Consider the following 20,522-nt stretch of genomic DNA (forward strand, 5'->3'; position numbering starts at 1 on the left):
GCCCCTGCGCCGCGAGCCGGTGCGCCAGCTCGGTGGTGTGCTGGGCCCCGCCCCCCTTGTACGGGTAGCTCGGGCCGACGATCGCGATCCGCACGCGCCTACTCTCCCCGCGACCGCACGATCAGGTCGGCCAGCAGCGCCACGGACCCGATCAGCATGCCGGAAAGGAAGATCATGACGGTGTTGGCCGGGAAGTAGAACGGATGCTGCACCATGTCCCAGAGCCCCTTCACGAACCCGATGCCCACCAGCCACAACGCCGGCGGCATGAGCACCTTGAGCGGGTTGAAGTACATGATCATCCGCAGCACCTGCAGGATGTAGCGGTACGCGTCGGACACGAAGCTGAACTTCGACTTCCCGGCCCGCTTGGCATAGTCGATCGGCAGGTAGTAGATGTCGTGCTGGTTGGACAGGAACGACAGCGTGATCGTCGTCACACACGAGAACCCGGGCGGGAGCAGCCGCAGGTAGGGCTTGGCCACCGTCCGGCGGAAGGCCCGCAGCCCGGAGTTGAGGTCGGGGATCTTCTGCCCGGCGAGCACCTCCGCCACCTTGCGGATCACGAACTTGGCCGGCACCCGCAGGAACTTGTGCGAGCCCTCCTCGCTCGTGCGCGCCCCCACCACCTGGTCGATCGTCAGATCCTTCTCCAGGATCTGCACCAGCTCGGGGATCCGGTCGTTGGGGTAGGTCATGTCGGCGTCGGTCCAGACGACGATCTCCCCCCTGGCCTCCTGCGTCCCGATGCGCCGCACCGTGCCCGCGCCGCCGTTGCGGTGGAATGCGCGGACGCGCAGGTGAGGATAGTCGGGAGCGGCCTGCTTCAGCCTGGCCAGCGTCCCGTCGGTCGAGCAGTCGTCCACGGCCACGAGCTCGTAGGTGTAGCCGCTCGAGTCCATGGCCCTCGTGATGCGCTCGACTTCGTCGATGACGTGATCCTGCTCGTTGTAGCAGGGCAGGACGATGGTGACGTACGGCGCTTCTTCCACGGCAGGTCCACTCTTGGGGGTCTCAAGCGTGCTCACGGGGGTTGAGGTTACTCTGCCCAAATCAAAGACGAGTCCACGTGCACCCAGCGGGAGCCCCTACTTTCAAGATCACCTGCGGGTCCCGGGGGAGGTCAGGGCAGGGCCATCCAGGCGTTGATCCGCAGGGAGAAGGTGCCGTCCGGCGCGTCCACGAGCGAGCGCTCGTCCTGGCGGGTGACCAGCGCCAGCACCTGGGACGCCGGCCCGTACGGCGAGACCTGGCCCTCCTCGGCGGCCAGGACGACGGGGACGCGGCCCGTGGCGCGCACGCGCTCGATCAGGCGGCGCACCCGCGCCTCAGGGGCGACGCTCATTCTGTCCTCCCGGGCCACCTCCGCGGCCGGGCGGTCGCACATGCCGCGCACGAGCTGGGTGAACCGGTCGCCGGTGACCCGCTCGACGATCAGCACCGACGCGTTGGGCGGGATCTTCGCGCACATCGCCGCCACGGCCGCCGCCTCCCCTCGCTCGACGGGGGTGAACGCGGTGCCGATCGAGGTGACGGCCGGCGGCACGAGAAGCGCCAGCACCGCGAGCGCCATCCCCCAGCGCGGGAGCTGAGGGCCGGACAGCCAGGCGGGGCCGCGTCGTACCGCGAGGTCGCGTAGCCAGGCCTGGTCGCGCAGCCAGGCCAGCCCGTACGAGGCCAGCAGGATCATTCCGGGGATCACGATGGGGACCAGGCGGCGGGCGGCCCACGGGTGGTCGGGGGTGATCTCGGGGCGCAGCAGCGTGGTGACGGTGGTCCAGCCGATGACCGCGAGCGGCGGCAGCCACTCGAACGGCCCTCCGTCCCGCAGGAGCCTCCGTACCAGCACCGCCGCCGCGAGCGTGGCCAGCACCACCACGGGCAGGCCGACGTACCAGATGACCCAGTGCAGGGAGTTCTCGAAGTAGAGCCGCGTGCCGTCGACGGGCAGCCGGTAGACCTCCTGGGTCTGCCTGATCATCAGCTCCGTGCGCCGGTCCTCCATCGTCGTGGGGATCCGGGTGACGGTCTGCAGCCACGGGCGGACGTACAGGCCGATCATGAGGAGCACCACCAGCCCGGCGCCGGCCGCGGGGGCCCACTGCGGCAGGCGGATCCTGGCGAGCAGCGGGGCGGCGGCCGTGCCGACCAGGGTGAGCAGGAGGACGGCGGCGCAGATGAACAGCAGCGGCCTGACCGAGCTCGACAGGTACGACAGGTAGGGCCGGGCGAGCAGGTACGCCGCGAGCATCCCGGTGCCGGCGCCCACGAGGAGCCCGGCCAGCAGCGGCGGCCCCAGCACCCCCTGCGGCCTGGCGAAGCGCCGCATCGCGATCAGCAGCCCCGCGAACGCCAGCACCGGCAGCACGTCACGCAGCCCGTCCACCCTGACCAGCACGGCCAGCCCGAACACCAGCCCCGCCAGCAGTCCCCGGCCCCAGCCCGACCAGCCGGGCCTGAGCCTGCCGATCGAGGACTCGACGTCCGAGGACTCGACGTCCGAGGACTCGACGTTCACCCGGGCGAGCGCGTCGTAGATCAGCCCCAGCCCGCCGAACAGCAGGATCAGCGACGGGATCTCGCTGAACGTGGTCCGCGAGGTGTAGAGGACCGGCAGGCTCACCGCGAAGGCGGCCGACGCCAGTACGGCCCAGCGCGCTCCCGCGAGCCGGGCCACCACGCCGCCCACCACGAGCACGGCCAGCCCGCCCAGCACCGCCGGGACCGCGAACGGCACCCCCAGCCAGTCGCCCACCGCGAACAGCATCGGCGGCCCCGGCATGAACTGCGGCACCACCGTCCCGTTCACGTCGTAGAACCCGACACTCTTGAAGATCAGCGCGGGATCGGCCCCGCCGAACGCCGCTGCCTGCGTCGGGATGGGCAGCGAGCCGTGGCCCGCGATCCAGGCCGCGTACTGCGCGTACGTCGCCGGATCCCGCCGGACGATGACCTGCTCGGCATGCATGACCACGTTGAACACGCCCGACGCCACGGCCACCGCCACGACCCCCGCGACCTGCCGCCACGTGGCCTGGACGACCGCGCCCAGCCGCCGCGTGCCGGCCCAGCACAGCAGGGCGGCGGCGGACAGCCCGGCCAGCCCGGCCGGCAGCGGCGCGAACCAGCCGAGCAGCAGCAGCGGCAGCCCCGCCAGCAGCCAGCCGGCCACGGCGAGCGCGGGCGCCACCGAGAGCACGGCGAGGACCCGTCCGGGTCGATCGAGTTCCATCGATGAGCGAGCGTATCCAACCTGATAGGCCACTTCGACGAACGCGGCGGGCGCGGCGCCGATGGCACGGGGCTCGCGGAATCGCGGGTAGCGTACATGTGCCGGAAAGACAAGCGGGAGGACAGGCGGGGTGATGGCGGAGGCTCGCGCCGATGAGCCCGCGAAGACCGGCCGCGGCAGGCGTCGCGCGCCGCGCGACCCGTCCCGCCGGAGCGGCAGAGGGATCCGGGGCAGGCTCGCCCTGGTCAAGGATCCGTCCTGGTGGAAGCGGCACCGGTGGTTCCTGGGGGTTCTCGCCCTCGGCACCGTCCTGCGGGCACTGGCGATGCTGGGCTACCGGCCGGCCCTGTGGTTCCCCGACTCCTACACCTACATCGTCACCGTCTTCAAGCCGAGCCCCGACCTGGTCAGGCCGGCCGGCTACCCGATGTTCATGAAGCTGCTGCAGCCGTTCCACAGCTTCGGGGTGGTCACGGCCGCGCAGCACCTGCTCGGCCTGGCCATCGGCGTGCTGATCTACCGGGCCGCGAGACGGGCGCCCCGGTGGGTGGCGACGCTGGCCACGGTGCCGGTGCTGCTCGACGCGTACCAGATCGAGCTGGAGCACCTGCTCGTCTCCGACACGCTCTTCATGTTCCTGGTCGTGGCCGCGGCGGCGCTGTGCGTGACGGAGCGGCGGGCCACGGTGGTCGCCATCGGGCTGCTGCTGGCCGCCGCCACCCTCACCAGGACCATCGGCCAGCCCCTCATCGTGCTGTTCGCCGCGTGGTTCGTGCTGCGCGGGCGGGTGCGGCTCGCCGGGGTACTGCTCGCGGCCGCGCTGGTGCCCCTCGTCGCGTACGGCGGCTGGTTCTACGCCACGTACCATCGCGTCGGCCTCGTGGGCGCGAACGGCGTCTTCCTGTACGCCAGGACGATGTCGTTCGCCGACTGCGCCAAGATGGACCCGCCGCCCGACCTGAGGGTCCTGTGCGACCCGCGGCCGCCGGAGCGGCGCCCGCCGTCCCAGGAGTACATCTGGGCGAAGGACTCCCCTCTCGTGGAGCTGCCCGGCATCACGTTCACGAAGAAGAACGACGACCTGGCGGGCAGGTTCGCGACGCTGGCGATCACCAGCCAGCCGCTCGACTACGCCGCCTCGGTGCTGACCGAGCTGGGGCGCACCTTCACCTGGGGCCGTCCGGTCTATCCCGATCACGAGATCTACGGCTACTACCAGTTCCCGGTGAAGGAGCCGGGGCCACCTGGCCGCTATCCCGCACAGGTCGGTGCGGATTATGCAAAGCTCTACGAACAGGGTGCGATCGGTACAAAGATCGTCGAGCCCTACGCCGGATGGCTGAGGGCCTACCAGAGCGTGGCGCGGCTGCCCGGCCTGTTGCTTCTGGGGGCCCTGCTGGTGCCCCTTGTGGCGGCCGTCACGCGCAGGCGTCGGCCAAGGCATCCCCCGCCCTGGCTGGTGCCCTGGTCGGCGGCCGTCGTGCTGCTGGTCACACCGGCCGTGGCGGCGGAGTTCGACTATCGGTACGTGTTGCCGGCCGTACCCCTGGCCTGTTTGGCGGCGGCCCTGAGCATCAGGCCTGACGTGCTGACACAGTCCGGAGGCGATAATGAGTTTGGCGATGATATTCCACCCAATGTCCGGCTCTGAGTATGCTTTGCCGCGGAAACTTCAGGCCCGGGTCACGGTCGTCCCCCACGGTCATGACACCTGGCACGCCGTACGTGACCTCGCCTCGTGGCGCGAGGCGACGAAGCCCGCGCGTCAGGCGCAAGAAGTGAGGCTAGGGGACGTATGACTGACTACAGGAGCGTGCCCGTAGTCGACACCGGACAGGGCTACAGGGGTGCCCCCACCCAGCCCGGCAGCAGGATGGCACGCAGAGCGGCGGCCGCCGCGCCACCTCCCCCGCCGCCCGACGACCGGTCGGCGCGCGGTCACCACGGCGGCGGTGGCGGCGGCGGCCAGAACAAGATGCGGATCCTCGCCTGGGTCAGCATCGGCCTCACCACGGTCATGGTGGCCGGCGCGCTGACCGGCTACGTGGCTTTCCGTGACGCCCTCGGCAACATCAACAAGAAGAGCGTCAACAGCGACATCATCAACCCGAGGCCGCCGGACACCGGGGCGCTCAACGTCCTGCTCGTGGGCTCCGACACCCGCGCGGGCAAGGGCAACGCGAAGTACGGCCAGCAGCTCGCCAGGACGGCCGACGCGGGCGGCAAGCGCACCGACACGATCATCCTCATGCACCTCTCCCCCAACCGGGACAAGGCGCGCCTGATCAGCTTCCCGCGCGACTCGATGGTGCAGATCCCCAAGTGCAAGAACGAGACCACCAAGCAGGAGATGCCCCCGCGTCGAGACATGATCAACTCGGCGTACAACTCCGGCGGCATCGCCTGCACGATCTCCACGATCGAGACCCTCACCGGCATCCGCGTCAACCACTTCGTCGAGGTCGACTTCAGCGGCTTCAAGAACATCGTGGACGCGCTCGGCGGCATCGAGATCTGCCTGAAGTCCGGCGTCAACGACAAGAACTCGCACCTGGTCCTGCCACCGGGCAAGAGCCTGCTCAACGGCGAGAAGGCCCTGGGGTACGTGCGTCTGCGCCACTACGGTGACGGCAGCGACATCCAGCGCATCAAGCGGCAGCAGATCTTCCTGAGCAAGGTCGTCGCCAAGGCCACCAGCAGCGAGCTGCTCACGGACGTCGGCAAGCTCAGGGACTTCATCGCCGCCGCGGGCAAGTCGGTCACCATGGACCCCGAGCTGGCCAACGACACCGAGCAGCTCATCAACATCGCGATGAGCACCAAGCAGCTGACGGCGGGGGGCGTCAAGTTCACGACGATCCCGTGGGGGCCCGACCCCGAGGACAAGAACCGCGTGGTCTGGAGGCAGCCCGACGCCGACGAGCTGTTCACCTCGATCAAGACCGACACCGAGGTCGCCACCCCGGCGCCGTCCGCGAGCACCGGCACCGGCACCAAGCCGAAGGTCACGATCAAGCCCGAGCAGGTGAAGGTCCAGGTGCTCAACGGCACCAAGACCGTGGGCAAGGGGCGCGAGGTCGCCGACCAGCTCGCCAAGGAGGGCTTCAACGTCGTCGGCCTGGGCAACTACGAGGCCGCGGGCGGCCAGAGCCTGGCCAAGACCGAGATCCACTACGCCAAGACCATCGAGACCGCCCCCGACCACGCGAGCACGCTGGCCGGAGCCGTCGTGCCCAAGCCCGCCCCGGTGTCGGGCAAGGTCACGGCCACCAACCCGCAGCCCTACACCCCCGCGACTCCCGTCACGACCGCTTCGCCCAAGGGCACTCCGGTGATGCAGCTCGTCGTGGGTGAGGACTTCGAGTCGGTCAAGGTGACCAAGCTGCCCGACAGCGTCAACCAGAGCACCATCACCGCGTCCGAGCAGAAGAACGCCTGCACCTGACCTCCAAGTTCCCTGTGGAATCGGGTGTTCTCCGTCCGCGCGAGGGACAGGACCCGCGCGGGCGGGATAGTCTGTTGCGGGTCGGCGACGCAGCGCGACACGGTGCTGAGAGGCATTCGCTGATCGTGTTGACGTCGTGTTCCCCGGCCCCGAGAGCGAAGCTGAGCGACTTCCCCTGTGTCTGACACCAGATTCTCCCCATCGGTCACGACTCCGCGGACTCCCGAGGAGGACGCCGGCGGCCCTGCCCAGACGGGGGCCCGTTGGCCGCTGCCGGAGGAGGCGTTCTGGAGCGAGGCCGCCGACCCGCACGGGGTCGCGCCAGGGGAGCTCACCGAGCCTCAGCCCGCGGTGAAGGCCCCTGTGAAGGACCCGGCAGCGAAGGGCTCTGCGAAGGGCGCGGTGAAGGATGACGCGCGGGCGACGGTCACGGAGGAGCGTCCGCAGTCCCAGCCGCAGCCGCGGACGACGAAGGACGACCGGCCCCAGCAGCAGCCGGAGCCGAAGCTCGAGGCCGAGCCGTCCAGGCGCAAGCGCGACCCGTTCCTCGACAACGTCAAGTTCGTCCTGATCGCGCTGGTGCCGATCGGCCACGCGCTGGTGCCGACGCTCGCGGCCGACTCCAACCGGGCCCTCTACATCTTCATCTACACGTTCCACATGCCGCTGTTCGTGCTCATCAGCGGCTACCTGTCCAGAAACTTCTGGAACTCCAACGCGAAGACCAACAAGCTGGTCGACACGTTCCTCATCCCGTACGTGATCGTCGAGGTCGGCTACGCCATCCTCCGTACTTCGGTGGGCCAGAAGTGGAGCCTGACGATCATCGATCCGGCCTGGCTGAACTGGTATCTGCTGGCGCTGCTGTTCTGGCGGCTGTCCACGCCGGTGTGGAAGCGGATGAAGTTCCCCGTGCCGGTGGCGATCGCGATCTACCTGTTCGCCGGGTTCTCGCAGATCTCCGGCGACTTCAGCATGGACCGCTTCTTCGGCCTCGTTCCGTTCTTCGTGATCGGCCTGGTGATGCAGCCCGAGCACTTCGAGATGCTCAACCGGCGCTGGATCAAGATCCTGGCGGCCCTCACCGTCCTCGGCGCGGCGGCGGTGGCGATCTACATCGCGCCGAGGGCGCCGCTCGACCCGTTCTACTTCAAGGCCAGCTACCAGGACCTCCACCTGTCGTGGTACATGGGGCTCGCCCTGCGCAGCGGCCTGCTGGTGTGCTCGCTGGCCATGTGCTTCGCCGTGCTGGCGCTGGTGCCCAGGGGCGAGACGTGGTTCTCCGACCTCGGCACCCGTACGCTCTACTGCTACCTGCTCCACGGCATCCCCGTGCTGATCGCCAAGGAGATGGGCTGGCTCGACTTCCCGTGGCTGTTCGGGCCGCTGGGAGCGCTGGCGATCGCCTCGAGCTGCTTCGCGCTGGCGATCGTGCTGTGCCTGCCTGAGACCCGTACGATCTTCAAGTGGGTGCTGGAGCCTCGCCTGACCTGGCTCTATCGTCGCCCCTCACGAAGTTAAGCGACCGTTTCACCCATATTTACGCCTTTGACCTGGTGGGCGCGGAGCATCGACGCATGCGCGTATGTGTCGCCACGACCGTCCATCATCCCGAGGACGCCCGGATCATGCACCGGCAGATCAGGGCGCTGCTCGACGCGGGCCACGAGGTCACCTACGTCGCGCCGTTCACGTACTTCAACGTGACCCCCGCCATGGGGCTCACCGCGATCGACGTGGCGCGGCACGCCACGTACGGCAGGGCGCGTACGGCGCTCAGACGCGGCGTGAAGGACGCGGACCTGCTGATCGTCCACGAGCACCGGCTGCTGCGCGTGCTGCCCTACAGGCGCCCTCCGGTGGTCTGGGACGTACGCGAGCAGGTGACCCCCAAGCAGCTCGTCAGGGCCGGAAGACGCCACCAGGTGATCACTCCCGCGGTGGTGCCCGAGGCGACCCTGGTCTCGCCCGGCCCGCCTCCTCCCGGCGACACCAGGGTCGTGCACATCGGCCGCCTCTCGGCCGAGCGCGGCGTCTCGGAGCTGATCGGGCTGGCCGAGCGGCTGATCCCGCACGGCGTCAGGCTCGACCTCATCGGCGCCGCCGCCCGCGAGGTCCGTCCGCTCCTGCGTGACGCGCAGCGGGTGGGGCTGCTCGACTGGTTCGGGTACGTGCCCAACCGGCACGCGCTGCGGATGGCCGAGGGGGCGCTGGCCGGTCTCTCGCTGGCCGACGACACGGTGCGGACGCTACCCACCAAGATCATGGACTACATGGGGCGCGGGCTGCCGGTGATCACGACGCCCCAGGGCTCCGCGCTGGTCGAGGCCACGGGGTGCGGGCTCGTGGTGCCGCTGGACGTGGACGCGGTGCTGAACGCCGTACTGGACCTGAAGGAGGACCCGGCACGGCGGGCCAGGCTGGGCGCGCTGGGCCACACGGAGGCGCGCCTGCGCCACCACTGGCCGGACCACGCGGCCGCCTTCGTACGCCGCGCCGAGTCCTGGGCCGGCCTCCCCACCCACGCCCTGGCGGTCTGACCCGTCCGCCCCGGGACCGGCTGTCCGGGCGGAGGCGGCACGCGGCGTCATGTGGGGGTGAGAGGCGGGCGCCGACCACCACACCACGGAAGGACATCGGGGGCGGCAATGGCGACAGAACCGACGGGTTGATGTACTGGGAAGTATGGCAACGCATCTCATCCAGGGCCGCACGGTGGCCATGCCGGTGCGGGTGCGGGACGCGGAGATCTGCAGCGCCTTCTACGCGGTACGCGCCGACGCCGCCAGGGCGGTGATCGCGTACTCCGGGCTCGACGTGGCCGAGATCCTGCCCGGCAAGGCCGTCTGCGTGCTGCTGTTCGTGGACTACCGTGACGGCGACCTCGACCCCTATCACGAGTTCGGCATGGCGTTCCTGGTGCGCCCTCCAGGCGTCTCAGGTACCGGAGGGCTGAGGGATCTGCGGCAGGCCGGGGTGTTCGTGCACTGGCTGCCCGTGGACCAGTCGTTCACGCTGGAGGCCGGGCGGACGCTGTGGGGGTTCCCGAAGGAGCTGGCGGACATCGAGCTGCGGCTCGGCTCGCCGTACAAACGGTGCATCCTTCGCAAGGACGGCAGGCTCGTGCTGGACATCCTGATCAAGGCGGGCGTGCCCGCGCCGGGCGCCACGGTCATGGCGCCGCTGGACGCCTATACGCACCGTGACGGGATCACGCGGCGCATCCCCTGGTCCGTACGTGCCCGCGGGGCCAAGGTGCGCCCCGGCGGCGCGCTGATCCGCCTGGGCAACCATCCCATCGCCAAGGAGCTGAGCGAGCTGGGGCTGCCCAAGCGGGCGATGTTCACCAGCACGGTCACGCGGGCCGCGATGTCCTTCGGGGAGGCCGTCGAGGTCTGAGCCGGGCAACCGACGTCAGACGATCGGCGGGCGGCCGAGCTTGACCATGCGCCAGGCGGTGCGCCACGCCATGGCCCGCCGCTCCCCCGCCGGGGTGCGGAGCCCCTCGAAGAACCCGGCGAACCACGACTTGATCGCCTCACCCGAGCGGCGCTCGCGCACGAGGGTGAGCACGACCCAGTTGGTCAGGTAGAGGAACGCCAGCGGCCACGGCAGGTTGCGCCGCGCCAGCCAGACCCGGTTGCGCGCGTTGAGCCGGTAGAACTCGGCGTGCCGCGTCGGCGGGACCTGGGGGTGGTACATCACCGTCTCGGCGTCGTACTCGATGCGGTAGCCCTCGCCCAGGAGCCGCCAGGCCAGGTCGGTCTCCTCATGGGCATAGAAGAACCGCTCGGGCAGGCCGCCCACCTGGAGGAACGCCGACCGCCTGATGGCCGAGGCGCCGCCGAGGAACGTCGTGACCGGGGAGGAGCGCTGCGGGTCGCCCGCCCGCAGGCGCGGGACGTGGCGCCGCTGGCCGATGCCGCCGTCGGGGTCCATCACCCGGAAGGAGATCACCGCGAGGTCCGGCTCGGTGGCGAAGCGGTCGCGTACGTGCGCGACGACCTTCTGGCTGGCATACCAGCCGTCGTCGTCGAGAAACAGCACGACGTCTCCCGAGCACTCCTCCACGCCCCGGTTACGGCCCGCGGGAATGCCGGTGTTCTGGTCGAGCCGGATCGATTTCACGACCGCGGCCGACCCCTCGGGTGGCGTCGCCGACAGCTCGGGCACGTCGGCGCCGTTGCCCACGATCACCACCTCGACGTCGCCGTCGATCTGGTTGAGCGCGGACTCGACTGCCCGGTTCAGCTCCGCGACCCGGTTGCCCATGGTGAGGATGACGCACGAGATCTTCAACGAATCACTGTCCTGACGCGTTGAGAACACGAGCGGAGCATTCTTTCATGATCACCGAGTCTGCTGGTCTGCATGTAATGGAAAGGCTGGGGCTAAGCGTATCGGAACCGACAGTGAACCCCCACCGAACGGCGGACGTCCGATCAATACGACGGACGAGGACCTCTTCCGGTTCCGACATGAGATCACGCCAGCCGCTTCGAGGCGAGGATGCTTACCAAATGCAGGACAACCTGTAGGCAGGCCGCGACGAAACAGGCGACGACCAGCACCCGCGTCGCCGTCAGGCCGTCGGTGAACGGGTCGATCACCGCGGCTGCCAGCGCGAGCAGGGACAGCTCGATCGGCTGCACGATCCGGTGGAACTTCGTCGCGGACAGCACCCGCCTGCCCAGCCCCAGCAGCCCGGAGCGGAACTGCCCCACCGACGCCTCGGTGGAGGACTGGAGGCCTCCCTTGGCCCTCGCCACCTCCACCAGGTCGGTCTCGGCCTTGATGAGGATCGCGCCGAGCGCGCCGGCGAGGCCCAGCACGGTGTACCAGTCGGGCAGGACGGCCGAGGCCCGCCAGCCCAGGCCGACGAGCACCGCGGCCTCGGCGAAGTAGGCGCCGACGCGGTCGAGGTAGACGCCGACGAGCGAGGTCTGCCCCCTCCAGCGGGCCAGCTCGCCGTCGGAGCAGTCGAGCAGCAGGTAGACCTGGATCAGCAGGGCGGCGGCCACGGCGGCCCACAGCCCCGGCAGGGCGAGCACGACGCCGCCGGCGATCCCGGCCACCGTCATCACCCAGGTGAGCTGGTTGGGGGTGACGGACGTCTTGGTCGTCAGCCAGGTGACGTAGATGGACAGCCGGCGCATGTAGAGCACGCCTGCCCAGTGCTCGCCGTTCCTGCGCTCGAGGTGGCCGGCGGGCTGGGCGACCCGCCGCAGCTCAGCTACCGAAGGCCCGGACATAGTCCCCCACCCGATCGTGGATCTCGGAGTCCTGCATGCGCAGGTGCTCCAGGATCGTGTAGCGGCCGGGACGGGTGCTCGGGGCCAGGGCGACGGCCTCGGCGAACTGCTGGACCGTCAGCCCGATGTCGGCGGGCACGACGGGCAGCTCGTGCCTGCGCAGGCAGTCGACGACCTGCGTGACCCGGGTCTCGTCCTCCCGCAGGAAATAGCAGAAGGCGGCGCCGATGCCGGCGAGCTCGCCGTGGTTGGAGGTGCCGGGGAAGAGCTGATCCACGGCATGCATGATCTCATGGTCTCCACCGCTGGCGGGCCGGGACGAGCCCGCGACCACCATCGACATGCCGGACAGGATGAGAGACTCGGCCAGCACGGTCAGGAACGCGTCGGACTCGATGGAGTCCGTACGCCCGATGAGCGCCTCGGCGGCCGTGCGGGCCATCGAGCAGGCCAGCCCGTCGATGGGCTCGCCGCGCTCGGTGTTGCCGAGCTGCCAGTCCTCGATGGCCGACAGGTTGCTCACCACGTCGCCCACGCCCGCCCTGACCAGCGACTCCGGCGCGTTGTGGACGAAGTCGAGGTCGACCAGGATGGCCAGCGGCATCGGCACGCCGAACGACCCCTTGCCGCCCTCGTACACCAAGGAGGCCGTGGGCGAGCAGATGCCGTCGTGGGAGAGGTTGGTGGCCACCGCGACCATCGGGATGCCGGCGAGCGAGGCCGCGTACTTGGTCACGTCGATGGTCTTGCCGCCGCCGACGCCCACCACGACTTCGTAGGCGGCCTTACGCAGGTCGGCGCCGAGCGAGACGGCCGCGTCGACCGTGCCGTCGGCCACCCGGAACACCTCGGCCTCGCCCAGCGTGGGCGCGATCAGGCTTTCGATGTGGTCACCCTGCCCCGGGCCGACGGCCACGGCGACCCGGCCCGAGGTCGCCACGCGGCTGTCGGCCAGCAGGGCGCCGAGCTCGGCCACGGCGCCCCGCCTGACCTGCATGGTCAGCGGCGCCGGCAGCATCCTCGCTAGAAGCGGCATGCGCGCCCCCTCAGTAGCGAACGGCTATGGTGCGAGCCTTCGCCAGGTCGTCGTGGTTGTCCACCTCGACCCAGTCGACCTCGCCGATGGGCGCGGTGTGGATCACTTCACCGCGCTCGACCATCTCCTGGTAGCCGTCCTCGTAGTAGAGCTGGGGGTCGCGCTCGAAGGTGGCCTTCAGCGCGTCGGCCAGCCGCTCGGCGGCGCCGGGCCTGATGAGGGTGGCGCCGATGTACTCGCCGTACGCCTCGGACGGGTCCATCAGCTTGGTGATGCGCCGCAGCGAGCCCTCGGGCGAGAGCGTGACCTTCATCTCCTCGTCGGCGAGCTTCTTCACGTTGTCGACGGCCAGCAGGATGTCGCTCGTCTCAGGAGCGGACAGCAGCGTCTTCTCGACCGAGACCGGGTGCACGGTGTCACCGTTGACCAGCAGCGCGCCCTGGGAGAAGTAGTCGCGGGCGCACCACAGGGAGTAGGCGTTGTTCCACTCCTCGGCCTTGTCGTTGTGGACGAGGGTGAGCTTGACGCCGTGCCGCCGCTCCAGTGCCTCCTTGCGCTCGTGGACGGCCTGCGCCGCGTAACCGACGACGACCACGACCTCCCGCAGGTCCACCTCGGCGAGGTTGCGCAGCGAGATGTCCATGATCGTGGTTTCGCCGTCGACCGGCACGAGCGCCTTGGGCAGCGTGTCGGTGTACGGCCGCAGGCGTCGTCCGGCTCCAGCGGCCAGAACCATTCCCAGCAACGTGCACTCCTAGGTCGAGCATGACTTCGTGGGTCCAAAGAGTATTCGTCTTTAGACCCTCTGCGGGTAATCCGGGGTTACTCTTGCGTTCCCGCATCGGCCGCTTCCACCCCGGACCCGGGCGCGGCCAGCCAGCATGTCAGGCTCTCCCAGCCGAAAAGCGCCCACAGGTAGAGCGCGAGCAGCACGTAGCCTGCGGCCAGCCAGCCGGACAGGGCGATCAGTGAGACCGCCATCATCCGCCCGTCCCAGCCGAGGCCGAACGTGGCCAGCCACGGCGGCGGGTAGACCCGCTGCCGCAGCCGGTAAACAAGATCATAATGGTGGAACGCCAGTGCCCCGAGCAGCAGGAAGATCAGCACGGGGTGCAGCCCGTGCGCGAACCCGCACGCCGCGACGAAGGTGTACTCGATGACCCGCAGGATCGGCGGCACGAGCCAGTCGAACCTGCCGTCGTGCGCGTGCGTGCTTCCCGGCCCGGCCAGCAGCAGCGTCACCGCGGGCGCGAACACCGCGAGCCCGTCCGTGCCCGCCACGCCCAGCATCAGCAGCACCGCGGTCACGAACGTGCCCGCGATCACCGGCGGCAGCGGCGGGAGCTGCCCGGCCACGAGCAGGCCCATGGCGCGCGAGAGCGGTCCGTCGTCGCGGTAGGCCACGACCGTGCCGCTGGGGACGGGTGTCATGTGGGTGGACGTCACCGTGCCGACCTCGCGATCCGCCCGCCGAGCTGGTAGAGGGCCGCCACGCCGCCCCAGCAGAGCAGCGACAGGAACGTGACCCTGGCGTTCCAGATCGCGGCGGTGATCGCGATCAGGGCCGTGCGCTCGCCGATCGGCAGCGCGATCATCTTCTTGAGCCAGCGGACGACCGTGTCGCGCTCCATCCGCTGGGCCAAGCCGAGCACGCCCTTGGCGCGACCGCCGTCGGCCGACTCCAGCAGGGAGCGCGCGGGACGGCCCCACAGCGCCCCCACGCGGCCCGCGTCGGCGACGGCCCCCACGTACGTGACGTCGATGGTGTGCCGGACGACCTGGAGGATCATGGCGGCCACGGCGAGGCGCCAGATCTCGTCGCCGCCGAAGCCGATGGCCAGGCCGACATAGACGATGTACTCCTTCGCCCTGTCGGCCATGCCGTCGGCCCAGGCGCCGAGCGGCGAGAACGTACGCGTGTAGCGGGCGAGCTGCCCGTCGAGGCAGTCGAGCGCGAACGACAGGTAGAACAGCAGCGCCCCCGCCAGCCGGCCGCCCTGCGTGCCCGCCGAGAACCACACGGCGGCCAGCCCGGCCAGCCCGATCGAGGCGCCGGTGACGGTGTTGGGGGCGACCTTGATCAGCACCGCCGGCTTGATCAGGTGGCGCGTCCAGGTGGAGACGAAGAAGGTGGCGAAGAAGCCGTCGTTCTCCTTGATCGACAGGTCGAGCCTGACCCTGGCCTCGTCCACCTCGGCCAGCCTGGTGACGGCGGCGTCGGCGGCGTTCTGGCCGGCCACCCGGTCGGCGTGCAGCGGCCCCAGCCCGGCAGCCCGCACCGCCACGCCCGACCTGACCAGCCCGACCAGCAGCAGATCGACCGCCTCGACGGGGGTGACCGGGCCCAGCTTGCCCGTGTCGGCCAGCTCGGCCAGCTCCTCCGCGATGTCGGCCAGCGAGGCCAGGTCGGACTCGCCCGCCTGCAGCACGCCTCTGAACGTGGCGTTCGCCTCGGGGACGACGTGGAAGGAGCTGCCCGCGGCGACGATCTCGCCGCCTTCCACGCGTACGGGGGGCCGCATGGGCGCCGCGGCCGCGTCGTAGGAGACCAGGGCCGCGCTGTCGCGGGCGGGGTGGTCGAGCAGGAGCGCCAGCGCCTCGGTGTGGGCCACCAGGTCGGCGGGGAGCACGGCGACGGTGCCGGCCGAGATGCGGGCGATCTTGGCGATGCCGCGGAGGTCGGCCGCGAGGCCGCCGCCGGGGGTCACCACCTGGATCTCGCGGACGGGCAGCGTGGCGAGCTGGTCCGTGACGCGGTCGAGCAGCGTGCCGCCGGCACAGGAGAGCTTGCATGCCGGGGTCGTCGCGAGCAGGACGACCGACGTGGCCGTGCTCTCGCGGGTCAATGAGTCGGGCAAAGCGCAGGTCTCCTCCCGGTCGCACGGGAGCCGCGTGGCTTGGGGGTGCGTAGCCACAGCGTAGCGACAGGTCAAGCCGATATCACGGAACGAGACCGTTGCGCCTGCCGTAAAAGTGCGCGCGGCCGGGACGGCCTGCGGGGCCGGGCCCTCAGGAAGTGCGCGCGAGCCGCCCGACGCCGCCGAACAAGGAGGTGGTACGGGGCGACCCGTCATCCGCCGGGTGCCAGTCGCACGGGCGCACCAGACCGGGTTCGACGAGCTCGTAGCCGTCGAAAAGGCGGAGGATCTCCTTCTCCTCCCTGAGCACGAGGGGCACCGTCGCGCCGGCGAACCCGGCGTACCACCCCTGCTGCTCCTTCTCCGACATCCCATCGGTGGTCAGGTGGGAGATCGCCACGTACGAACCCGGCGCCTGCCGTTCGCGGAAGGCCGCCACGATCCGCGAGGGGTCCTCGGCCGGGGTGACGAAGTGGAACACCGCGACGAACAGCACCGCGATCGGCTCGTCGAAGTCGAGGAACCCGTTGACCTGGGCGTTGTCCAGGATGGTCTCGGGCTCGCGCATGTCCGCGGTGACGATCTTGGTGGAGTTGTCGGCCAGCAGCGCCCTGCCGTGCACGGCGACGATCGGGTCGACGTCGACGTAGACGACGCGCGAACCGGGGTCGGCCTCCTTGGCGATCTGGTGGGTGTTGCGGGCGGTCGGCAGCCCCGAGCCGACATCGAGGAACTGGCGGATGCCGCACTCCTGCGACAGGTACCGCACCGCGCGTCCGAGGAAGCGGCGGTTCTCCAGCGCGGTGGAGCGCACCCGGTTCTCGCCGATGACCTGGTACAGCTTCGCGTTGGCCGCCCGGTCCACCTCGAAGTGGTCCTTGCCGCCGAGCGCTTCGTCGTACATGCGCGCGGCTGTTGGCACACCTAACGGGATGTTAGGGGCGTTTTCCGTCGTCATGCGACCTCCTCGGCGCGTCCGCACAAATCCAAGATCACGATAGCAAACCGGGCAGCGCTCGGTGGGCTTTGTCCGGCAGACCTGGCTTACGCTGCCGATATGGATGAACGGTTGCGGTCGGTCGGGGTGCTTCTCGCAGGCGGCGTGGGGCAGCGGATCGGGCTGGGCAGGCCCAAGCAGCTCATCGAGGTCGCGGGTAAGACGATCATCGAGCACTCGCTGGCGGTGTTCCAGGAGGCGCCGGAGATCGACGAGATCGTGGTGCTGATGACGCCGGGCTACGCGGACCGGATCCGCGAGATCGTGGCCAAGGGCGGTTACGACAAGGTCAGCACGGTCGTGGACGGGGGCGCGAGCCGTACGGAGAGCACGTGGCTGGCCCTTCAGGCGCTGGGTTCCGAGGAGTGCAACGTGCTGCTGCACGACGCCGTACGCCCCCTCCTGGAGCCCCGGATCATCACCGAGTGCGTCAAGGCGCTGGAGACGCATCGGGCCGTCAACGTGGCGATCCCGAGCTCCGACACGGTCCTGGTGGCCGTCCCGGCGCCCGACGGCGAGGTGATCGGCGAGGTGCTGGACCGTTCGGTGCTGCGGCGCAGCCAGACGCCGCAGTGCTTCCGCCTCTCGGTGATCCGCGAGGCGTACGAGCGGGCGCTCGCCGACCCCGGCTTCGCCTCCCGGCCGGCCACCGACGACTGCGGCGTGGTGCTGCGTTACCTGCCCGACGTGCCGATCCACCTCGTCCCGGGCAGCGAGCAGAACATCAAGGTCACCCACCCCGCCGACCTGCGGATCGCCGAATTGCTCTTCCAGCTCGCCTCAACTCCGTCGATCTCCGACTTGCCCTGATACGTCGCAGACGTTCGCGTGGACGGCGCTTGACCTGCCGATTGCTACCGTGCGAACACATGAGGAGACTCATCGCGATCGCGGCCCTGCTCGGCGGCTACCCCGTGCTGCTGGTGGCGGCCCTCTGGCCGGCGCCGGCGGTGTTCGGGGCGGTCGCCGCGCTCTCCTACGTCATGGAGTACGTGACCGCGCGCGCGGTCAGGCCGCTGCCCGAGCTGCTGAGCAGGGTGCATCTGGGGACCACGCTGCGCTTCGCGGTCAGGGAGACGATGGCGCTGCTGCTGGTGGCGCGGACCGCGGGGGTGGACTCGCCGTGGTTCATGGCGCTGGCGGCCGGGATGTTCGCGATCCATGTGGTGCGCGCCGGGCACACCGGGCTGGCCCTGCGGCTCAAGGGGATGCTCAGCAGGATGCCGGTGACCACCCGCAACCTCGACGTCTCGGCGCTGCGCATCCCGAAGATGCCGCCCCCGTACCTGCGTGACAGCCGCAGCGTGCGCTTCCTCTACCTGGACGCCCTCCCCGTGCTCGGCGCGGCCGCAGGCGCCGAACCCGCCGCGATCGGCGCCGTCCTGGCGCTCGCACTGGGCGCCGCGGGGGCGCTCGCGCTCATCCCGTACGTGCGGCGCGCCACCCCTCTCACCGACAGGGCCAAGGTCCTGACGGTCGTCGGCGAGCAGGTCGAGAGGTACCGCCCCGAGGTCATCCTGTACTTCTCCGGCGCCACCGCGGCCGCCTACCAGGCCAGGATGTGGCTGCCCACGCTGGAGCGCATCAGCAGGCGCGCCATCGTCGTGCTGCGCGAGCGCGGCATGGCCGGTCACCTCGACTCGACCACGCTGCCGATGGTGTGCATCCCGTCGGCGGCCGACCTGATGAGTTTCCGCGCCCTGTCCAGCGCAAAGCTCTGCCTGTACGTCGCCAACGTCGGCAGGAACGTCCACATGCTGCGCATCCCGCACCTGCGCAGCGCGTTCCTCAACCACGGCGACAGCGACAAGGAGGCCTCGTTCAACCCGTTCTCGCGGGTGTACGACGAGGTGTGGGTGGCCGGGCCCGCGGGCCGCGACCGCTACCGCCGGGCCAAGGTGGGCGTCAGGGACGAGAACGTCCACGAGGTCGGCCGGCCGCAGCTCGAAGGCATCTCGACGCGGGGGCCCGAGCTGCCGTACCGCACCGTCCTGTACGCCCCCACCTGGGAGGGCTGGAACGACGACCTGTTCCACACCTCGCTGATCACCATGGGCCCGCGCATCGTGCGGGCGCTGCTCGACCACCGGCCGCGGCTGCGCGTGATCTACAAGCCGCACCCGCTGACCGGCCACCGCGACAAGCGCGCGACCCGCGCGCACAAGAAGATCGTGACCATGATCGAGGCGGCCGAGCTGGCCAAGTCGAAGGCCAGGCACCCCTCGCGGGCGTCCGGGGAGACGCCGCGGATCGAGCATCTGATCGTCACCGGGCCGGAGCCGCACCTGTACGACTGCTTCAACCAGTGCGACCTGCTGATCAGCGACATCTCCAGCGTCGTGGCCGACTTCCTGGCCAGCGAGAAGCCGTACGCGGTGACGAACGTCGCGGGCCTGCCCGAGCAGGCCTTCCACGAGCGCTACCCGAGCACCGAGGCGGGCGTGCTGCTCGGGACGGACCTGGCCGGGCTCGCGGACCTCCTCGACGGGGAGGACACGCTCGCCCGGGCCAGGGTCAAGCTGAGGACCTATCTGCTCGGACCGGAGACCCCTGACGCGCTGACCCGCTTCGACGCGGCGATCGAGCGGGTCTTCGCGGAGTCATGAGCCGGGCGGTCTTGCCAGCTTCTTCGGGCTTGTGAGGAAGCCCCAGCCCCAGGAGCAGTGCATGGTCGCGTACACGACGGGCAGCCGCAGCAGCGCCGCCCCGGGCAGCCCGGAGCCGGTCAGCACGGAGCCCGCCGCGATGGCGACCGCGTAGCCCCCCGGGATGACGAGCGACCAGGGGAAGAACGGCGAGACGACCAGCCCCAGCAGCATGGCCAGCACCGCCGCGGGCGGCGCGAGATAACGCAGGTTGATCGTGCCCTCATGGGTGCGCGAGACCACCCGCCGCCACCGGCCGTAGTGGAAGTACTGCTTGGCCAGCGCCTTGGCGTTGGGCCGGGGCCGGTAGGAGACCCGCATGCGCGGCTGGAACCAGACCAGGCCGCCGCTCTGGCGGATGCGGTGGTTCATCTCCCAGTCCTGGGCACGCTGGAAGTGCTCGTCGTAGCCGCCCACCCGGTCGAGCGCCGAGCGGCGGAAGACGCCGAGGTAGACGGTGTCGGCGGGGCCGGGCGTGCCGCCCACGTGGAAGGCGGCGGCGCCCACGCCGATCTTGGAGGTCATGGCGCAGGCGACGGCCTGCTCGAACGGCGTGACGCCCTCGGCTGCCATGATGCCGCCGACGTTGTCGGCGCCCGTCTCCTCCAGCGTCTCGACCGCGACGCGCAGGTAGTCGGGTGGCAGCATGGCGTGGCCGTCGACCCTGGCGATGATGCCGTTTCGCGAGGCGGCGATGGCGGCGTTCAGCGCGTTGGGGGTGCGGCCGGTCGGGTTGGGGACCACGGTCACCCGGGGATCGGCCGCCGCGATGGCGTCGGCGACCTCCTGGGTGCGGTCTTGGGACGGACCCACGGCGAGCACGACTTCGATCTCACCTGGGTAGCTCTGGGCGAGGACCTGGTCGACGGCCTCGCGGAGGTGCCGCTCCTCGTTGAGGACCGGCATGATGACGGAAATGGGGGGCCAGGCACGCGTCTCCGCGGGGGCCTGCGGCGAGTCGGGGAACTGCTTCATGGCGGGGCTCACGCTACTGTACGACCAGGGGAGGAGGGCAATCGAAAGCCCGATCCTCCGGGGTGACATGAGGGGGAGTGCA

At 70.2% G+C, this 20,522-nt stretch carries 17 protein-coding genes; 7 read left to right on the forward strand and 10 right to left on the reverse strand.

The window, feature by feature from the left end; genetic code table 11:
• Positions 1–98 precede the first annotated feature (98 nt).
• The gene (locus AB0J64_RS53745) at positions 99–1,028 is read right to left on the reverse strand and encodes a glycosyltransferase family 2 protein (protein ID WP_364045726.1); all 930 of its coding nucleotides are present in this window, start codon (positions 1,026–1,028) and stop codon (positions 99–101) included.
• 95 nt (positions 1,029–1,123) lie between these two features.
• Entirely contained in the window at positions 1,124–3,232 is a 2,109-nt protein-coding gene (locus AB0J64_RS53750) for a hypothetical protein (protein ID WP_364045728.1), read from the reverse strand.
• 133 nt (positions 3,233–3,365) lie between these two features.
• Here AB0J64_RS53750 and AB0J64_RS53755 point away from each other — a divergent pair, with 133 nt between their 5' ends.
• The 5 genes from AB0J64_RS53755 to AB0J64_RS53775 all read left to right on the forward strand — a co-directional run bounded on the left by AB0J64_RS53755 (position 3,366) and on the right by AB0J64_RS53775 (position 10,076).
• Positions 3,366–4,883 carry a hypothetical protein gene (locus tag AB0J64_RS53755; RefSeq protein WP_364045730.1) on the forward strand — a complete coding sequence of 506 codons (1,518 nt, stop codon included), beginning with the start codon at positions 3,366–3,368 and terminating at the stop codon, positions 4,881–4,883.
• Positions 4,884–5,027: 144 nt separating this feature from the next.
• Positions 5,028–6,677, forward strand: coding sequence for an LCP family protein (locus tag AB0J64_RS53760; protein ID WP_364045732.1), 1,650 nt, complete (start codon positions 5,028–5,030; stop codon positions 6,675–6,677).
• Positions 6,678–6,854: 177 nt separating this feature from the next.
• The gene (locus AB0J64_RS53765) at positions 6,855–8,198 is read left to right on the forward strand and encodes an acyltransferase family protein (protein ID WP_364045734.1); all 1,344 of its coding nucleotides are present in this window, start codon (positions 6,855–6,857) and stop codon (positions 8,196–8,198) included.
• A 56-nt stretch (positions 8,199–8,254) separates the two neighbouring features.
• Positions 8,255–9,217 (forward strand): glycosyltransferase, encoded by a 963-nt coding sequence (locus AB0J64_RS53770; protein WP_364045736.1) that lies wholly within the window; start codon positions 8,255–8,257, stop codon positions 9,215–9,217.
• 145 nt (positions 9,218–9,362) lie between these two features.
• The gene (locus AB0J64_RS53775; protein WP_364045738.1) at positions 9,363–10,076 is read left to right on the forward strand and encodes an acetoacetate decarboxylase family protein; all 714 of its coding nucleotides are present in this window, start codon (positions 9,363–9,365) and stop codon (positions 10,074–10,076) included.
• Positions 10,077–10,091: 15 nt separating this feature from the next.
• On the opposite strand, the gene AB0J64_RS53780 is transcribed toward AB0J64_RS53775, so the two are convergent.
• The 7 genes from AB0J64_RS53780 to AB0J64_RS53810 form a co-directional block, all read right to left on the reverse strand.
• Positions 10,092–10,976, reverse strand: coding sequence for a glycosyltransferase (locus AB0J64_RS53780; RefSeq protein ID WP_364045740.1), 885 nt, complete (start codon positions 10,974–10,976; stop codon positions 10,092–10,094).
• 185 nt (positions 10,977–11,161) lie between these two features.
• A complete protein-coding gene (locus AB0J64_RS53785; protein WP_364045742.1) occupies positions 11,162–11,929 on the reverse strand; it encodes a CDP-alcohol phosphatidyltransferase family protein in 768 nt (255 codons plus the stop codon).
• Positions 11,907–12,947: an iron-containing alcohol dehydrogenase family protein gene (locus tag AB0J64_RS53790; RefSeq protein ID WP_364045754.1), complete on the reverse strand. Its 1,041-nt coding sequence runs from the start codon at positions 12,945–12,947 to the stop codon at positions 11,907–11,909. The genes AB0J64_RS53785 and AB0J64_RS53790 overlap by 23 nt, the downstream gene beginning before the upstream one ends.
• A gap of 28 nt (positions 12,948–12,975) precedes the next feature.
• The gene (locus tag AB0J64_RS53795) at positions 12,976–13,710 is read right to left on the reverse strand and encodes a phosphocholine cytidylyltransferase family protein (RefSeq protein ID WP_344996755.1); all 735 of its coding nucleotides are present in this window, start codon (positions 13,708–13,710) and stop codon (positions 12,976–12,978) included.
• Positions 13,711–13,787: 77 nt separating this feature from the next.
• Positions 13,788–14,411, reverse strand: coding sequence for a DUF5941 domain-containing protein (locus tag AB0J64_RS53800; protein WP_364045744.1), 624 nt, complete (start codon positions 14,409–14,411; stop codon positions 13,788–13,790).
• A complete protein-coding gene (locus tag AB0J64_RS53805) occupies positions 14,408–15,823 on the reverse strand; it encodes a CDP-alcohol phosphatidyltransferase family protein (RefSeq protein WP_364045746.1) in 1,416 nt (471 codons plus the stop codon). The genes AB0J64_RS53800 and AB0J64_RS53805 overlap by 4 nt, the downstream gene beginning before the upstream one ends.
• Before the next feature lie 151 nt (positions 15,824–15,974).
• Positions 15,975–16,781, reverse strand: a complete 807-nt coding sequence (locus AB0J64_RS53810) for an SAM-dependent methyltransferase (RefSeq protein WP_364045748.1) — start codon at positions 16,779–16,781, stop codon at positions 15,975–15,977.
• Positions 16,782–16,880: 99 nt separating this feature from the next.
• Here AB0J64_RS53810 and AB0J64_RS53815 point away from each other — a divergent pair, with 99 nt between their 5' ends.
• Together AB0J64_RS53815 and AB0J64_RS53820 are read left to right on the forward strand one after the other, a co-directional pair.
• On the forward strand, positions 16,881–17,630 hold the full coding sequence (locus AB0J64_RS53815) for an IspD/TarI family cytidylyltransferase (RefSeq protein WP_364045750.1): 750 nt from the start codon (positions 16,881–16,883) through the stop codon (positions 17,628–17,630).
• Between the two features lie 59 nt (positions 17,631–17,689).
• Positions 17,690–19,426, forward strand: a complete 1,737-nt coding sequence (locus tag AB0J64_RS53820) for a CDP-glycerol glycerophosphotransferase family protein (protein WP_364045752.1) — start codon at positions 17,690–17,692, stop codon at positions 19,424–19,426.
• On the opposite strand, the gene AB0J64_RS53825 is transcribed toward AB0J64_RS53820, so the two are convergent.
• On the reverse strand, positions 19,421–20,440 hold the full coding sequence (locus AB0J64_RS53825) for a glycosyltransferase family 2 protein (protein ID WP_344996773.1): 1,020 nt from the start codon (positions 20,438–20,440) through the stop codon (positions 19,421–19,423). The two genes, AB0J64_RS53820 and AB0J64_RS53825, sit on opposite strands and share 6 nt — an antisense overlap.
• Positions 20,441–20,522: the final 82 nt, after the last annotated feature.

Source organism: Nonomuraea sp. NPDC049695 (genome assembly GCF_040674955.1).
In the GTDB taxonomy this organism is placed as follows: domain Bacteria; phylum Actinomycetota; class Actinomycetes; order Streptosporangiales; family Streptosporangiaceae; genus Nonomuraea; species Nonomuraea helvata.

What these genes read in the sequence shown, in the direction of transcription:
- AB0J64_RS53750 (WP_364045728.1), bottom strand. Translation starts at nt 3,232, where the DNA reads ATGGAACTCGATCGACCCGGACGGGTCCTCGCCGTGCTCTCGGTGGCG.
- AB0J64_RS53755 (WP_364045730.1), top strand. Translation starts at nt 3,366, where the DNA reads ATGGCGGAGGCTCGCGCCGATGAGCCCGCGAAGACCGGCCGCGGCAGG.
- AB0J64_RS53760 (WP_364045732.1), top strand. Translation starts at nt 5,028, where the DNA reads ATGACTGACTACAGGAGCGTGCCCGTAGTCGACACCGGACAGGGCTAC.
- AB0J64_RS53770 (WP_364045736.1), top strand. Translation starts at nt 8,255, where the DNA reads ATGCGCGTATGTGTCGCCACGACCGTCCATCATCCCGAGGACGCCCGG.
- AB0J64_RS53775 (WP_364045738.1), top strand. Translation starts at nt 9,363, where the DNA reads ATGGCAACGCATCTCATCCAGGGCCGCACGGTGGCCATGCCGGTGCGG.
- AB0J64_RS53785 (WP_364045742.1), bottom strand. Translation starts at nt 11,929, where the DNA reads ATGTCCGGGCCTTCGGTAGCTGAGCTGCGGCGGGTCGCCCAGCCCGCC.
- AB0J64_RS53790 (WP_364045754.1), bottom strand. Translation starts at nt 12,947, where the DNA reads ATGCTGCCGGCGCCGCTGACCATGCAGGTCAGGCGGGGCGCCGTGGCC.
- AB0J64_RS53810 (WP_364045748.1), bottom strand. Translation starts at nt 16,781, where the DNA reads ATGACGACGGAAAACGCCCCTAACATCCCGTTAGGTGTGCCAACAGCC.
- AB0J64_RS53815 (WP_364045750.1), top strand. Translation starts at nt 16,881, where the DNA reads ATGGATGAACGGTTGCGGTCGGTCGGGGTGCTTCTCGCAGGCGGCGTG.
- AB0J64_RS53820 (WP_364045752.1), top strand. Translation starts at nt 17,690, where the DNA reads ATGAGGAGACTCATCGCGATCGCGGCCCTGCTCGGCGGCTACCCCGTG.
- AB0J64_RS53825 (WP_344996773.1), bottom strand. Translation starts at nt 20,440, where the DNA reads ATGAAGCAGTTCCCCGACTCGCCGCAGGCCCCCGCGGAGACGCGTGCC.